The sequence below is a fragment of the Pleomorphovibrio marinus genome, assembly GCF_003347495.1.
GTDB classification, from domain to species: domain Bacteria; phylum Bacteroidota; class Bacteroidia; order Cytophagales; family Cyclobacteriaceae; genus Pleomorphovibrio; species Pleomorphovibrio marinus.
Window position 1 is genome coordinate 1 of the sequence record NZ_QCXY01000012.1, and the last position, 13558, is coordinate 13558.

20 protein-coding genes are annotated in these 13558 nt (G+C 43.4%); 14 read left to right on the top strand and 6 right to left on the bottom strand.

All coding sequences use genetic code 11. The annotated features are described in order from the left end of the window. Positions 1-100: 100 nt before the first annotated feature. From DB520_RS22635 to DB520_RS22645, 3 genes are all read left to right on the top strand, one after another. Positions 101-559: a hypothetical protein gene (locus DB520_RS22635; protein ID WP_114752069.1), complete on the top strand. Its 459-nt coding sequence runs from the start codon at positions 101-103 to the stop codon at positions 557-559. A 167-nt stretch (positions 560-726) separates the two neighbouring features. Next, entirely contained in the window at positions 727-1911 is a 1185-nt protein-coding gene (locus DB520_RS22640) for an MFS transporter (RefSeq protein WP_114752070.1), read from the top strand. Positions 1912-2073: 162 nt separating this feature from the next. Beyond that, complete coding sequence (locus DB520_RS22645; protein WP_114752071.1) at positions 2074-2916, top strand: hypothetical protein; 843 nt, start codon at positions 2074-2076, stop codon at positions 2914-2916. Between the two features lie 326 nt (positions 2917-3242). Here DB520_RS22645 and DB520_RS27350 read toward each other — a convergent pair whose 3' ends face one another. Both DB520_RS27350 and DB520_RS27355 read right to left on the bottom strand, forming a co-directional pair. Next, on the bottom strand, positions 3243-3488 hold the full coding sequence (locus DB520_RS27350; RefSeq protein ID WP_232835113.1) for a group II intron maturase-specific domain-containing protein: 246 nt from the start codon (positions 3486-3488) through the stop codon (positions 3243-3245). 63 nt (positions 3489-3551) lie between these two features. Continuing rightward, the gene (locus DB520_RS27355; RefSeq protein ID WP_232835114.1) at positions 3552-4229 is read right to left on the bottom strand and encodes a reverse transcriptase domain-containing protein; all 678 of its coding nucleotides are present in this window, start codon (positions 4227-4229) and stop codon (positions 3552-3554) included. A 17-nt stretch (positions 4230-4246) separates the two neighbouring features. Here DB520_RS27355 and DB520_RS27725 point away from each other — a divergent pair, with 17 nt between their 5' ends. From DB520_RS27725 to DB520_RS22660, 3 genes are all read left to right on the top strand, one after another. Then, a complete protein-coding gene (locus tag DB520_RS27725; RefSeq protein WP_157972210.1) occupies positions 4247-4498 on the top strand; it encodes a DUF5372 family protein in 252 nt (83 codons plus the stop codon). Between the two features lie 60 nt (positions 4499-4558). Next, positions 4559-4891, top strand: a complete 333-nt coding sequence (locus tag DB520_RS22655) for a DUF6788 family protein (RefSeq protein ID WP_114752072.1) — start codon at positions 4559-4561, stop codon at positions 4889-4891. 137 nt (positions 4892-5028) lie between these two features. Then, positions 5029-7089, top strand: coding sequence for a recombinase family protein (locus DB520_RS22660; protein ID WP_198675428.1), 2061 nt, complete (start codon positions 5029-5031; stop codon positions 7087-7089). 135 nt (positions 7090-7224) lie between these two features. Here the strand turns inward: DB520_RS22660 and DB520_RS22665 are convergent, their stop codons facing one another. Further along, positions 7225-7521 (bottom strand): hypothetical protein, encoded by a 297-nt coding sequence (locus DB520_RS22665; RefSeq protein ID WP_232835115.1) that lies wholly within the window; start codon positions 7519-7521, stop codon positions 7225-7227. Between the two features lie 918 nt (positions 7522-8439). Here DB520_RS22665 and DB520_RS22680 point away from each other — a divergent pair. The 4 genes from DB520_RS22680 to DB520_RS22695 all read left to right on the top strand — a co-directional run bounded on the left by DB520_RS22680 (position 8440) and on the right by DB520_RS22695 (position 9875). After that, positions 8440-8655 (top strand): hypothetical protein, encoded by a 216-nt coding sequence (locus tag DB520_RS22680; RefSeq protein ID WP_114752076.1) that lies wholly within the window; start codon positions 8440-8442, stop codon positions 8653-8655. Next, positions 8645-9052, top strand: a complete 408-nt coding sequence (locus DB520_RS22685; RefSeq protein WP_114752077.1) for a putative toxin-antitoxin system toxin component, PIN family — start codon at positions 8645-8647, stop codon at positions 9050-9052. The genes DB520_RS22680 and DB520_RS22685 overlap by 11 nt, the downstream gene beginning before the upstream one ends. Positions 9053-9287: 235 nt before the next feature. After that, a complete protein-coding gene (locus tag DB520_RS22690; protein WP_114752078.1) occupies positions 9288-9587 on the top strand; it encodes a type II toxin-antitoxin system RelE/ParE family toxin in 300 nt (99 codons plus the stop codon). A 3-nt stretch (positions 9588-9590) separates the two neighbouring features. Further along, on the top strand, positions 9591-9875 hold the full coding sequence (locus DB520_RS22695; RefSeq protein ID WP_114752079.1) for an addiction module antidote protein: 285 nt from the start codon (positions 9591-9593) through the stop codon (positions 9873-9875). A gap of 464 nt (positions 9876-10339) precedes the next feature. Here the strand turns inward: DB520_RS22695 and DB520_RS27505 are convergent, their stop codons facing one another. From DB520_RS27505 to DB520_RS27370, 3 genes are all read right to left on the bottom strand, one after another. Further along, a complete protein-coding gene (locus DB520_RS27505; RefSeq protein WP_262511331.1) occupies positions 10340-10462 on the bottom strand; it encodes a hypothetical protein in 123 nt (40 codons plus the stop codon). Positions 10463-10473: 11 nt separating this feature from the next. Beyond that, positions 10474-10773, bottom strand: a complete 300-nt coding sequence (locus tag DB520_RS27365; RefSeq protein WP_232835116.1) for a hypothetical protein — start codon at positions 10771-10773, stop codon at positions 10474-10476. Positions 10774-11186: 413 nt separating this feature from the next. Continuing rightward, positions 11187-11486: a hypothetical protein gene (locus tag DB520_RS27370; protein ID WP_232835117.1), complete on the bottom strand. Its 300-nt coding sequence runs from the start codon at positions 11484-11486 to the stop codon at positions 11187-11189. Positions 11487-12022: 536 nt separating this feature from the next. Between DB520_RS27370 and DB520_RS22705 the strand changes: the two genes are divergently transcribed. From DB520_RS22705 to DB520_RS22720, 4 genes are all read left to right on the top strand, one after another. Then, positions 12023-12304, top strand: coding sequence for a type II toxin-antitoxin system RelE/ParE family toxin (locus DB520_RS22705; protein WP_114752080.1), 282 nt, complete (start codon positions 12023-12025; stop codon positions 12302-12304). A gap of 13 nt (positions 12305-12317) precedes the next feature. Next, positions 12318-12617: a HigA family addiction module antitoxin gene (locus DB520_RS22710; protein WP_114752081.1), complete on the top strand. Its 300-nt coding sequence runs from the start codon at positions 12318-12320 to the stop codon at positions 12615-12617. A gap of 185 nt (positions 12618-12802) precedes the next feature. Beyond that, the gene (locus DB520_RS22715; protein ID WP_114752082.1) at positions 12803-13036 is read left to right on the top strand and encodes a hypothetical protein; all 234 of its coding nucleotides are present in this window, start codon (positions 12803-12805) and stop codon (positions 13034-13036) included. After that, a complete protein-coding gene (locus DB520_RS22720; RefSeq protein ID WP_114752083.1) occupies positions 13021-13317 on the top strand; it encodes a type II toxin-antitoxin system RelE/ParE family toxin in 297 nt (98 codons plus the stop codon). Before DB520_RS22715 ends, DB520_RS22720 begins: the two co-directional genes overlap by 16 nt. Positions 13318-13558: the final 241 nt, after the last annotated feature.

The window sequence follows — 13558 nt, forward strand, 5'->3', positions numbered from 1 at the left end:
TCTCATTTATAAAAAGATTCTCGATTACCCTTATAAAGTAGCATGACTTGATTCACGATTTTAACAGTATTACCGAAAAAGATAGACAAGAGCTTCAGCCATGAAAAATATTTTCCTGATAATAGTATTAATCTTATCGATTTCCCATCTTAAAGCTCAAGACACCTTGAACTACCAATTGGTAGATGCTTTTAGGATAGACAAGAAATTCTCAACTGAAGTATTGAATTATTTGATAAAAAATGGGGAGTTAACAAAATCTGAAGTTGATGAACGAATGTTAAATATATTTCAAAACGTTTATGTAATTGATATTTTTAATCCAGATAACCTTAATCAAAACGGAATTTATAGATTTGGTAGAATTTCAAGCCATGCAGATGTGTATCTCCTGATTAAATCTGAAAACCAAATAGAAATAATTAATGATTTCAACCATGAAGTAATTCAAAAAAAGGTTGATAAATTTCTCCAACAAGAATCAAACGAATTTGATGATCAGACAATAAAAAAATACAAAACAGCCCTGAGCAATTGGTTTGAAAACAGAAGTTATTGATAAATCAACGAGATATAACATCACCTTGGATACAGCGGGCGGTACGGAGTAACTTTGAAAATTAGTATCTTTAAGAAGTTCGGAGTAAGCTTGAAGAGTACGGCTCCGAATGCCCGCCGTCTCCAAGCTGAACAACGTTATGGCACATTATAGAAAGACTGAGCTAAATGACAAACATTCGATTTAGAAAAGAAAAAATATCCATTCAGAATATCGGTCGACAAAGATTTTGGATTGGAATTGTTGCGGGACTGATTTCAGTAATTTCAATTTCATTCTTTTTCAATCAATCAAGAGAATCGCTTAGACTTTTAACAAGTATGTCTGCGGACTTACTGATTTTAAAAGACAATGAACTTCTATTTTTTAATTATTTCTTCTCATTCCTTTCAACTGTTTTGGGACTTTCAATCACAATATGGATTTGGATGCAGAACAGGAGACACAATCGGAGAAAAAACGGAATTTACAAACAGCTTTCAAATACCAATGCACTTTTAATTTTTTGGGTCATTTTGATGATAATATCTCGTTTTGGCTCAGTTCTTCCAATCATTTTATTTGGGCATCCAGGTTACGACAACCATTTAAACCTGTATGAAGAATTTTGGATACTTTTCGTCCTAATACCAATTGTGGTATTTCTGCAAAGTTGGTTTACGGTTCGACTTGTTTATCAATCAGGAAAATGGATTTTCTTATCTCTTCTATTTTGTATAATGACTGCATTTACACTTCAATTAACAACGTCAGTAAATCAAGAAAAACTCAATCGAGCATACCATCAAAGGTTTGAAAGCGAATACAACTATATCGACCAAGAAATAAAGATTGCCAAAGAAAAATATGGAATTGACTATAATGAACAGACTGTTGAAATTTTGAAAAAACAGATTACAGAAAGTTCTGTCAGACAGATTGAAAGTATTAAAAAAGCATTTTCTGTTGACAACCCAGTTACATTAGACACGATAATTCTTCAAAAGATAATAATCAGAAACTACAAAGAAGGTGGTTGGTATTATTACAGAAGGAACTCAATAGAAAATTGGCGATATGCACTTCCTTACGACATTCTGAAGCAACTTGACTATTTTGACAGTAGCTCAAACGAGACAAAAGAACTTTTCGAGATATTAAGAGAAATGATTGACTTAGTGAATACGCCAGAAATAAATGGGGAAGAATATCAAAACTTCACAGAAACAGAAAGAAGAAGAAGTTTGGGAGCTAGATTTAATATACCTGACCCATTGATTGAACAGTTAAAAGAAGTTCGGATACAACTATTAGAAGACGACCGATATTCCGATTTTTCAACGAATTTAAACGTAATAAAAGATAGAGAATGAAAGGAATAACGTGCCATAACATCACCTTGGATCCAGCGGGCGGTTCAGTGTAAATAGAAAAATCAGTATCTTTAAAAGTTAGGAGTAGGTTGGAAGAGAGCGGCCTCGAATGCCCGCCGACTCCAAGCTGAATCCCGTTACCAGCGAGTTAAAAAACCACATATGAAGAAAATTATTTCCCTTTTGCTATTAGTGGCAATTACATCCTGCACTCAAGGTCAGGAAGTCATTTTTAAGTCAAGGTTTTTACCTGAAAAAGAGTATTTTACATCAAGCTCGACTGATTCAAAAAACATCCTGAATGTATCAGGTCCCGAAGAAAGAATATTGAAAATGAAGGAAAATGGGTTTGTTTTCCCTATTAAAAGCATTACTCAAACTCAAATTCAAACCGAAATGAAAAACGGGGAGAAACAAGATGATGAAAGCTTTTTATATACAATGCTTTATAAGTCCATAAATACAACAACTATACAAAATGGAAAAAAAGAAGAAAAAGAAAACCCAATGACAGGGTTGGTTGTGGAAGGAAAATACAAACCAGGTGGTCAAGTTGAAGTTTTGAATATAATAAGTGATAAAGTAAATGATGCTACAAAAAACATAATTAAATCCTCTCTAGAAACAGTCACGCAAAGTATTCCTTTTCCAGAAGAGCCAATGAAAATTGGCGACTCATTCAATCAGGTTATACCTATGACAATTCCTGTGGCAGATTTAGCAAGCGTTAATGTAATAATTTCGACTACTTATACTTTAGAAGAAATAAATAATGATTTTGCTTATTTTAACCTATATCAGGAAATTAAACTAAATATGGATCAAGAATCAGCAGAAATTACAGCAGACGGAAAAGGAACTGGAAAAGCCATTTATAATACCAAGTTCAACTTTGTGAAAGATTACGGTACTGATTTAGAAATGAAAATATCAGTCGGAGTAGAAGATTTGATTTTTACAAATGAATTGGTCACAAAAACAAGTCAAAAGGTAGAAATAAAATAAAACCCGCTGGTAATCGAGTGGATGGCCGCAGGCCATAAGCCTGCGGAGCACCCCTCACACCACCGAGCGTACGGGTCTCCCCGAAGCAAGTTCGGGGCAGGCAGTACTCGGCGGTTCACTGGATTGTAGGTTGCGCCCGCCTGAATGACAGAGTCGGGCAGGATTTGAGGTAATAAGAAAGCATAGATTCGTAACCCTTTCTTCTTAAGCGGGACAAAGTGATTGTAGTAATCAGAATTGGACTCTGGGCTACTGCCCATCCACCTTTTCTGGTACGACTCCACGCATACGCATGGTCTTGGTCCACGCCCAGTCTGATCAGGTTTTTACGTTTTCGCTCTGGCTTTTTCTCCCGATCGCCATCGGGACCAGATACAGTAGCGAAGTCGGTTTCTGAGCCACTCGTCGATCTGTTTGAGTTTGGCATGAATACTTGCCAACCGGTAGTTGTTCACCCATCCCATCCAGACCTCCCTGAGTTTGCCAAGCCGTTCCTCGAAACTATACGGTCTGGTTTTCTTGGTAATCTGTTTGAGCTTGCGCTTGAGTGATTCCCAACTGCTCTTATTCACCACCAATGCCACCCGCGGCCTGGCCCTTCGCTAAAAATGTCCATAGGGACATTTTCTTAACGCTCAGTCCTCCTTTGACCCCCTTCTTGTATGTTGGGACAAATGCATGTCCCAGCAGTTCAAAGTCGGAGGGTCTTCGGATGCCGCAGCACTGCGTGCGCCCCCTTCGCACTCCCGTGCTCGGGCGTCCCTGTTGATGGGCAACCTTAGCTTATCTCCCAGAAAGAGGTAAATCTCGTTGCCCACTTTCTTGGCTTCCCTCTTTGACTTGGTGTAGATGCTGAAATCGTCAGCATAACGGACGTAATTCAGGTTTCGCCTGTCCAGTTCCTTATCCAGCACATCCAAAAGGATATTGCTCAACAGGGGGCTGAGCGGGGAGCCCTGAGGAACCCCTTTTCTACGCCTGTGCAGTTTTCCGTTGATCTGGATGGGTGCACGCAGCCATTTTCGGATAAGCCGCAGGGTGGTCGGGCATTTTACCCGTTGGTAGATCAGTTGAAGTAGGACCGAGTGGTCAACTTCGTCAAAGAATCCTTTGAGGTCAATATCCACTATGTCCTGATAGCCATCATTGATGTTTTTCAGGGCTTGTGTTACGGCCTTGTGGATGTTCTTTTCGGGGCGGAAGCCGTAGCTGTGTTCCTCGAACGTGAGTTCGTATTTGGTCATCAGCACTTGGCTTACCGCCTGTTGGAGCCACCTTTCCACTGCTGTGGGCAACCCCCTTCTTAACTGCACTCCTTCACAGACAGGAGTTGGGATCTGTAAGGATAATCCATCCTTTCCATCCGCAGTACAACCAGGAATTCCAGGTCCTGAAAATCAGGAATTGCTCCGGAAAACTGACCTTATCACTTCAGGGAACTGACAGTGGCAGTTTCAGCATACAGGCAGACTGGACAGACTATTTCCCATCAGAGCCTCCTTTATTAAGTGGTCCGGACGAATATATCTCACTCCAGGCTCTCCTTGCACTTTGCGATATGGTAAAAAAAACTGATCAATAATTCGTTTTCCGATATTTAATTGTTATTTTCGGACTACTTAAATAAGTATACCGATATATAATGACAATATCAACTGATGAGCTCAAGAAAACCAGGGCGGATCTGACCGCACAGCTTGCGGCGTTTGACGGAAAGATTCTCCGGGGTTCTCTCATAGAGAGTTATAAAAAATGCGGAAAGCCTGGATGTAAATGTGCCACGGGAAACGGCCATGGACCAAAACATTCCATGACGGTCAATTTTCCCAAGCGAAAACCGGAGAATGACTATATCCCGCTTGATTATGTGGCACAGGTAAAGGAATACGTCTCCAACTACCAACGGCTCAAGGAAATCCTCGAGCAGATCTGCATGATCAACCGGGAGATACTAAAACGGAGGGAGGAACTATAAAGGGGAAAAGATGGATCTGCCCGTCATTGACATATCGGATAAAATAGAAGAACTGGGAATACTATTCGCAAACCTGTTACAGGATTGTTGCCTGGATACAGATATCCAATTTCAATATGACTTAAACACCAATGACCATGAACAGCAAGATCCGACCACACCACCTGCAGAAAACAGCCTTTGTCTACCTGCGCCAATCGACCATGCACCAGGTGATGCACAACAGGGAGAGCACCGAGCGCCAGTATGCGCTGCGGCAGAAAGCCACCGACTATGGATGGAACCCATCCATGGTCCGGACCCTGGACGGGGACCTTGGCCGTTCGGGCAGCAATACCGCGGGACGGGAAGACTTCAAAACAATAGTAGCGGAAGTATCCATGGACAAAGTGGGGGCGATATTTGTACTGGAGGCTTCCCGGTTGTCCAGAAGTTCCGCCGACTGGAACCGCTTATTGGAACTTTGCTCCCTTACCAAAACCCTGATCATCGATCAGGACGGCTGCTACGACCCCTCGGAATTCAACGACCAGCTCCTGCTAGGGCTGAAGGGTACCATGTCACAGGCGGAACTTCATCTAATAAGGGCCCGCCTTTACGGGGCGAAGATCAACAAGGCAAAGAAAGGTGAACTCCGCTTCCCCTTACCCGTAGGCTATGTGCACGACCCGGACGGCAATATCACTTTCGATCCCGATGCACAGGTGTGCCATGTTATTCAGATGATATTCGATCTGTACCGCGAAAAGCAAAGTGCCTATGCCGTAATTCAGCATTTTGGCAGGAACAACATCGCGTTCCCAAAAAGAGCTTACGGTGGCAGATGGAAAGGAAAACTGGTCTGGGGGAAAGTAACCTATGAAAGGATAATCTCCGTTCTTGGCAATCCGTTTTATGCGGGGGTATACGCATGGGGCAGGCACAAAAGCTTCAAGTCCGTCAACGGGCACGGGGAGATCGTTACCAAACAGCGTCTGGTCCCCATGGAAGAATGGCCGGTGATGATCAAAGACCACCATTGCGGCTACATTACCTTTCAGGACTTTGAAAACAACAGGGCACAGGCCCGGATGAACAAAACAAAAAACCCCGATAACATCCTTGGCGGCCCCCCGCGGGAAGGAATGACTTTGTTGCAAGGCTTGGTTTACTGTGGCGTTTGTGGCCGGAGAATGACTGTCCGTTACACCATGAACGGCAAGTGTACGCCCACCTACGAATGCAACTGGAGAAAGCGGCAGGGAGTTACCCATAGTCCCTGCTTCAGCTTTAAAGCTTCCCTTGCCGACCCGGTTGTGGGGAAGATGGTTGTCGATGTGCTTACACCTGCCAACCTATCCATTGCCCTCAATGCTTTAAACCAGATTGAAAAGCGCAATACCACGCTGAACAGACAGGGTGAGATGAACATCCAGCGTTGTCAATACCGGGCTGATCTTGCGCAAAGAAGGTTTGAACAGGTAGATCCCGCCAACAGGCTTGTTGCCGCTTCATTGGAAAAGAGTTGGAACATGGAACTGGAAAAACTTGCTGATGCCGAAAAGGAACACAGGGAGTACATGGCCAAACAGGAGAAAGAGTTCCCCGCTTCCAGAAAAAAAGAGATCACGGATCTAGCCTCCCGTATTCCCGATCTCTGGACAAAAACTTCCAACGTAAAGGATAAAAAGCGTATAGTAAGGCTCCTGGTCAGCGACATTACCGTAACAAGGGATGCCGTCGCCAAAACATTGGCATTCAACCTGCGCTGGCAGACAGGCCAGCTACAGCAGTTCACCGTACCGCTTCCCCAAAATGTATTTGACAACATCCGCTATCCCGAAGCAATGGTAGACCGGGTCCGCACACTCACCCTACTTCACGGAGATGACTGTAAAACAGTTGACATACTCAACAGTGAAGGTAAATTAAGCGCTACAGGCAAACCTTTTACCAAGGATATGGTCGAGTGGATCAGATTCAAACACAAGATAGACAGGCCGCTGATCAGGGATGAATATGAGTTCACGGTCGCCGAAACAATGAAAATATTCAGCGTATCAAAACACATGGTCTATTACTGGGTAAATAGAAAATATGTCCAATCCAGAAAACTTAAAAACCATATCCTGGTTGAAATACCGACAACCAAAGCAGCTGAACTGCGTCAGATGATCGAAAACTCCCACAAAGCAAGTTCAAGGATGTTGCCGCCATAGGGCTATAATTATGGGCTTTTGGCAATAAGTCACCAAACTTCCCGGGACAGGCATTTATTCTATTTAAACCCCCATCAATCAAACCGGAATATGAAATCCATCCTTATATTTGCTATGGCAAAAACATACCGACAACTAACTGTAATAAAGTAGTATGAAAGCAACTTCGGAACCCCAAGTAACCTTGTTTTCCCGTTGCTCTTGGGGAGCTCCCCACAGCCTGGCCCGAAGCTCCCGCTTCGTCCCCCCCTTGATAGGTTTTGGTACATACGTGTGGTTCAGGATGGAGGTGGCAATCCTGTCCCTGTTGCTTTCCAGATAGGAAAACAGTTCGGTGACCTTCATGCCGTCCACCCCTGCCGAACCTTTGTTCCGCACTACCTGTCGGTAGGCTTTGTAGAGGTTCTTACGGTTGAGTACTTTTTCTATCATAATAAATCTGTTAACCCTCCCCTGCATTCTGGCCCCTCACTAAAAATATCCACCGGATATTTTCTTGACGCTCGGTCCTGCTTAAGATGGGGCTGCACCGATATGGTACTCCCCATCGAATTTGGACGTAATCCAGCGTTCAGTCTCCCGTATCAAGTCCGGGACAGGCTTTCGCTGTTCCGTGAGACCATCAGGGGTATGGTTTTAGCATTCCCTGCTCGTTTCTCCAGCTACTATGACCTCGGCTGACTTCTTGGCTCATAGAATCCGAATCTATTCCAAGATCTCCCCAGGTAAGGGCATATTCCTTCCCCCAATATCCACTGGATCTACCGAACAGGTACTTGATGGTTTCCCACCCTTTGGACGTCAGTATGCTGCCACGCGCCACCCGGCCCTTGGCTAAAAATATCCACCGGATATTTTCTTAACGCTCAGTCCTCTCATCCGACCTGCCAGGCCTCCGTATGCCCACCGCACTTCCCGGCTCCTTGCACTCACGTGCTCGGCCCCTATTCGTTGGAACCGGGGTTTGCAGTCTCGCTTCTAGTATATCCTGAGTCTTCAGGGCTTCACTGCATGCCTCACGGCAAACCACCCCTGTGAAAAACAGGGCAGGCTATGCGACTTGCTAGTGCTTCGGGACAGCCTGCCCTGACACAGTCAGGGTTACCCCCGCACACAAGGGATGCCGTCATTCGTCGGCACAGGCATTTCACCCTCTGGAATAATTTGGTATCTTCGATACCAGATGCCCATGCTGGGCACACACATCACCTTGGATCCAGCGGGAGGAACCATGTAACTTAAATCAAAAGGTTTCGAGAGCCCGCCGTCTCCAAGCTGAATCCCGTTATGGTGCATGATAAAATGACCTCCGATTTAAAAAATTCGTATCTTTAAAAAAGATTTAAAAAAATGGAAACTATTAGAATTGATATACTGAATCCCAAAGCTAAAGCCCTTTTAAAAGACTTAGCAAATTTGGATTTGATAAGGATTAGAAAAGAAAATTCTGAGAATACTTTTTCTGAGGTATTAAAAAAATTCAGGAGTAAGTCAGATGAAGCCCCAAGTTTAGAAGAAATTACAAAAGAGGTTGAAGCAGTTCGCAAAGCCCGGTATGAAAAATAGAAGGGTAATTCTAGACACTAACCTGTGGATAAGTTTTTTGATCTCAAAGAGACAAAAGGAATTGGATGAACTTCTTGAATCTGGAGCAGTAACCCTGATTTTTTCCCAAGAATTGCTTGAAGAATTTTTAGATGTTTCGGAAAGACCCAAATTCAAAAGATTTTTTAAAAAATCAGATATCAAAACACTTTTGACCCAAATTGAAACTTTTGGGCAATTAATAAAGGTAGAATCAAAATTCAATGAATGTAGAGATCCAAAAGATAATTTCTTATTGAGTCTATCGATTGATGGTAAAGCAGATTTTTTAGTAACAGGAGATTCTGATTTATTAGTTTTGGAGAAGATAGAAAATACACAAATAGTCTCATGGACGGAATTCATTTCTCAAGAATAAAAATCACGACACCACAACCTCACCTTGGATACAGCGGGCGGTTCAGAGTAAATAGAAAGTTTAGCATCTTTAAGAAGTTAGGAGTAAGCTTGAAGAATACGGCTCCGAATGCCCACCATCTCCAAGCTGAATCACGTTGTGACACATTTTGAAAAAACGACATGTAAGTACAAAACTACTTTTAAAATCTAAAAAATCCACGTAATATTGTATCCGAATGAATACATAAAAATAGATGTACTTTATTGAGAAGACGATTGAATTTGACAAATGGTTGAGAAAATTAAAGGACTTGAGGGCAAAAGCGAAAATTTTGTTCAGGATCCAAAAACTTGAAAATGATGAACATTTTGGAGATTGCAAACCTGTTGGGGACGGAATTAATGAATTGAGAATAAACTATGCAAAAGGATACAGAATCTACTTCAAGGAAAGGGATGGAAAAATTATTATCCTTCTCGTGGGTGGAGAAAAATCAACTCAACAAAAGGACATCGAAAAAGCAAAAGAAATTTGGAACAAATTAAAAAAGTAAAAAATGGAAACATCAAGATTTGATATAGCAGATTATTTAGATAGCAAAGAAATGATTGCAGAATATCTGAATTCTGTTTTGGAGGAAGGAGATAATGATGATGTGATTGCGGCAATAGGACACATTGCAAAAGCTATTGGAATGACAAAAATAGCGGAAGAAACTGGAATGAGCAGACCTAGTTTGTATAAAGCATTATCAAATGGTGCAAAGCCTCAATTTGAAACAATAATGAAAGTTTTAAAAGCTGTAGGTGGACAAATAAGAATAAATCCAATTTCTACGTGAAAATAAAAAACGATGCCACAATGAGTAGCCCGACCTGAGCCAAACGGCTCAGGTCGGGCTTTCACACCACCGAGGGTACGGGTCTCCCCGAAGCAAGTTCCCCGAATCTAGTTCGGGGCTGGCAGGGGCAGGCAGTATCTCCCCCGCTTTCCGGCCCTTCGCTAAAATCTTTTACAAAAAGATTTCTTGACGCTCAGTCCTAAGCATAGGCATGGTCTTGGTCTACCCCTAATCTGATCAGGTTCCTGCCTAAAAGTGGCAGGCAGGTTTACGTTTCCGCTCAGGCTTCTTCTCCCGATCGCCATCGGGACCAGATACAGTAGCGAAGTCGGTTCCTCAGCCACTCGTCGATCTGTTTGAGTTTGGCCTGAATACTTACCAATCTGTCCTGACTCAGTCAGGGGCGGTAGTTGTTCACCCATCCCATCCAGACCTCCCTGAGTTTGCCAAGCCGTTCCTCGAAACTATACGGTCTGGTTTTCTTGGTAATCTGTTTGAGCTTGTGCTTGAGAGATTCCCAACTGCTCTTCTTCACCACCAATGCCACCCGCGGCCTGGCCCTTCGCTAAAAATGTCCATAGGGACATTTTCTTAACGCTCAGTCCTCCTTTAGACTCCTTCTGATATGTCGGGACAAATGCATGTCCCAGCAGTTCGAAGTTAGAGGGTCTTCGGATGCCGCAGCACTGCGTGCGCCCCCTTCGCACTCCCGTGCTCGGGCGTCCCTGGTGATGGGCAACCTGAGTTTGTCCCTCAAAAAGAGGTAAATCTCGTTACCCACCTTTCTGGCCTCCTTCTTTGATTTGGTGTAGATGCTGAAATCATCGGCATACCGGACGTACTTCAGGTTTCTCCTTTCCAGTTTCTTGTCCAGCACATCCAGCAGGATGTTACTCAATAAGGGGCTGAGCGGGGAGCCCTGAGGAACGCCTTTTATTCACTTGTGTTTGATTTTATCGGTGTTCATGAATTCCGCTACGCTCCATTTCTACGCCTGTGCAGTTTTCCGTTGATCTGGATGGGTGCACGCAGCCAGGGATAAGCCGCAGGGTGGTCGGGCATTTTACCCGCTGGTAGATGAGTTGGAGCAGGGTGCAATGGTCGACCTCGTCGAAGAACCCCTTGAGGTCGATGTCCACAATGTCCTGATAGCCATGCTTCCCTCTGCCCGGTTCCTTCGCTAAAAATGTCCTAAGGGACATTTTCTTGACGCTCGGCCCTATTTTTCAGGGCTTGTGTGGTGGATGTCCTTTTCCAAGCCGTAGCTGTGTTCCTCGAACGTGAGTTCGTATTTGTTCATCAACACTTGGCTTACCGCCTGTTGCAGCCACCTTTCCACTGCGGTGGGAACTCCCAGCAATCTGGTTTTTCCGTTGCTCTTGGGGAGCTCCCCACAGCCTGGCCCGAAGCTCCCGCTTCGTCCCCCCCCTTGATAGGTTTTGGTACATACGTGTGGTTCAGGATGGAGGTGGCAATCCTGTCCCTGTTGTTTTCCAGATAGGAAAACAGTTCGGTTACCTTCATGCCGTCCACCCCTGCCAAACCCTTGTTCCGAACTACCTGTCGGTAGGCTTTGTAAAGGTTCTTACGGTTGAGTACTTTTTCTATCATAAATTAATCTGTTAACACTCTTCTGCATCCCGGCTCCTTGCACTCACGTGCTCGGACCCTATTCGTTGGAACCTGGGTTTGCAGTCTCGCTTCTAGTATATCCTGAGACTTCAGGGCTTCAGTGCATGTATCACGACAAACCACCCCTGTGAAATACAGGGCAGGCTATGCGACTTGCTAGTGCTTCGGGGCAGCCTGCCCTGACACAGTCAGTGTTACCCCCGCACACAAGGGATGCCGTCATTCGTCGGCACAGGCTACCGAAATGCTTCGGCACAGGTTTTCACCCTCTGGAATAATTTGGTATCTTCGATACCAGATGCCCATGCTGGGCACACACAGCACCTAAGAAAATATGGGGCGGTCAGCAGTAACAGAAGGTTTGTTCCCTGAATTAACTTTTGCTACGGTGGTCAGGTAATTGCACCGAAATGCCCCACGTTTCTTAGCTGCGGACCTTTATGCTGCATTTTAAATTTTTCAAATCGGAAACTTTTACTTATCTTTGGCGTTAGTAACGTGAAACAGAATAACTAGTGATAAAATCTTTTGGAGACAAGGAAACCGAAAAAATCTGGAATGGCATGCAATCCAGAAAGCTACCCGGAGAAATACAAAATGTTGCAAGAAGGAAATTAAGGATGATTAACAACGCCCAAATCATTAATGATTTACGTATACCACCAGCAAATCACCTAGAAAAGTTAAGTGGAAAATTGGAAGGCTATTATAGCATAAGGATCAATAAACAATGGAGAATCATCTTCATATGGGAAAATGACACAGCTTTTAAAGCACAAATTGTAGACTATCATTAATAAAGTGTAAGAAATGGAAAAATTAAAAAACATACATCCAGGAGAAATACTAAAGGAAGAATTTTTAACCCCGCTTGAAATAACTGCTTACCGGCTATCCAAAGAAACATTTATCCCCCAGACAAGAGTAAGCGAAATCCTAAAAGGAAAACGTCGGATAACGGCTGACACTGCTTTGAGGCTCTCAAAATTTTTCGGGACGTCAGCTAAGTTCTGGCTAGGGCTCCAGGACGATTTCGATCTAGAAGAAGAGAATATTTCAAAACAAACTGAACTCGATAAAATAAAACAGATTGAAGATCACGCAGCATAACCTTAGCTTGGGGTCAGCGGGCGGTTCCCGGAAAAATAAAAGTTCAGTACTTTAATATTGATCAGAAGGCAACAAGATAACAGCTTCGAAATAACCCGCCGCCCACAAGCCCTGACCGTTATGAGCAAGCCCCGTACAAGTGAAGATTCTCGAACTATTTTCAAAAAATTAAAGTATCTTAGAATATGGTAACTGACGAACATAAAAATAGGCTAATCGAAAAAATCAAATCAATTGATGACAAGGATATCATTGATGAAATTTATAGGCTTCTTGAGGTTGACTTTGACGATACGGTTTATGTGACAAATGAAAAACAAAAAGCTGAAATAGCTGAAGCCAGAAAACAAATTGAAAACGGAGAAGGAATTGATTCAGAAGAAGTTTTCAAAAAAGTGCGTAAATGGCAAAAAAAGTAAAATGGTCTCCTCTAGCCGAAAGGAAATTCGATGAAATTCTAGAGTATTGGACTAACCGAAACAAATCAGAATCCTTTAGTGAAAAATTAATTGATTTGTTTGAGGACGCCACAGAGCTGATTGCCAATTTTCCAGAAATGGGTCGATCAACAGACATTGAAAATGTTCGTCAGAAATTAGTCCGAGATTATTTAATTTTCTACGAGGTAGACGGAGAAATAATTAATATACTAACAGTTTGGGATCCAAGACAAGATCCTGACAAATTAGAGCTACGGTGAATTGTGCCGGGCCAGCTCATAATCGAGTAGACGGCCTCGCCAACCGTTAAGTTGACGAGGTGCGCCTCTCACACCACAGAGTGTACGGGTCTCCCCGAAGCAAGTTCCCCGAATCTAGTTCGGGGCTGGCAGGGGCAGGCAGTATCTCCCCCGCTTTCCGGCCCTTCGCTAAAATCTTTTACAAAAAGATTTCTTGACGCTCAGTCCTAAGCATAGGCATGGTCTTGGTCTACCCCTAATC

What these genes read in the sequence shown, in the direction of transcription:
- DB520_RS22635 (WP_114752069.1), top strand. Translation starts at nt 101, where the DNA reads ATGAAAAATATTTTCCTGATAATAGTATTAATCTTATCGATTTCCCAT.
- DB520_RS22640 (WP_114752070.1), top strand. Translation starts at nt 727, where the DNA reads ATGACAAACATTCGATTTAGAAAAGAAAAAATATCCATTCAGAATATC.
- DB520_RS22645 (WP_114752071.1), top strand. Translation starts at nt 2,074, where the DNA reads ATGAAGAAAATTATTTCCCTTTTGCTATTAGTGGCAATTACATCCTGC.
- DB520_RS22655 (WP_114752072.1), top strand. Translation starts at nt 4,559, where the DNA reads ATGACAATATCAACTGATGAGCTCAAGAAAACCAGGGCGGATCTGACC.
- DB520_RS22660 (WP_198675428.1), top strand. Translation starts at nt 5,029, where the DNA reads ATGAACAGCAAGATCCGACCACACCACCTGCAGAAAACAGCCTTTGTC.
- DB520_RS22665 (WP_232835115.1), bottom strand. Translation starts at nt 7,521, where the DNA reads ATGATAGAAAAAGTACTCAACCGTAAGAACCTCTACAAAGCCTACCGA.
- DB520_RS22680 (WP_114752076.1), top strand. Translation starts at nt 8,440, where the DNA reads ATGGAAACTATTAGAATTGATATACTGAATCCCAAAGCTAAAGCCCTT.
- DB520_RS22685 (WP_114752077.1), top strand. Translation starts at nt 8,645, where the DNA reads ATGAAAAATAGAAGGGTAATTCTAGACACTAACCTGTGGATAAGTTTT.
- DB520_RS22690 (WP_114752078.1), top strand. Translation starts at nt 9,288, where the DNA reads ATGTACTTTATTGAGAAGACGATTGAATTTGACAAATGGTTGAGAAAA.
- DB520_RS22695 (WP_114752079.1), top strand. Translation starts at nt 9,591, where the DNA reads ATGGAAACATCAAGATTTGATATAGCAGATTATTTAGATAGCAAAGAA.
- DB520_RS27505 (WP_262511331.1), bottom strand. Translation starts at nt 10,462, where the DNA reads ATGTCCCTATGGACATTTTTAGCGAAGGGCCAGGCCGCGGGTGGCATT.
- DB520_RS27370 (WP_232835117.1), bottom strand. Translation starts at nt 11,486, where the DNA reads ATGATAGAAAAAGTACTCAACCGTAAGAACCTTTACAAAGCCTACCGA.
- DB520_RS22710 (WP_114752081.1), top strand. Translation starts at nt 12,318, where the DNA reads ATGGAAAAATTAAAAAACATACATCCAGGAGAAATACTAAAGGAAGAA.
- DB520_RS22715 (WP_114752082.1), top strand. Translation starts at nt 12,803, where the DNA reads ATGGTAACTGACGAACATAAAAATAGGCTAATCGAAAAAATCAAATCA.
- DB520_RS22720 (WP_114752083.1), top strand. Translation starts at nt 13,021, where the DNA reads ATGGCAAAAAAAGTAAAATGGTCTCCTCTAGCCGAAAGGAAATTCGAT.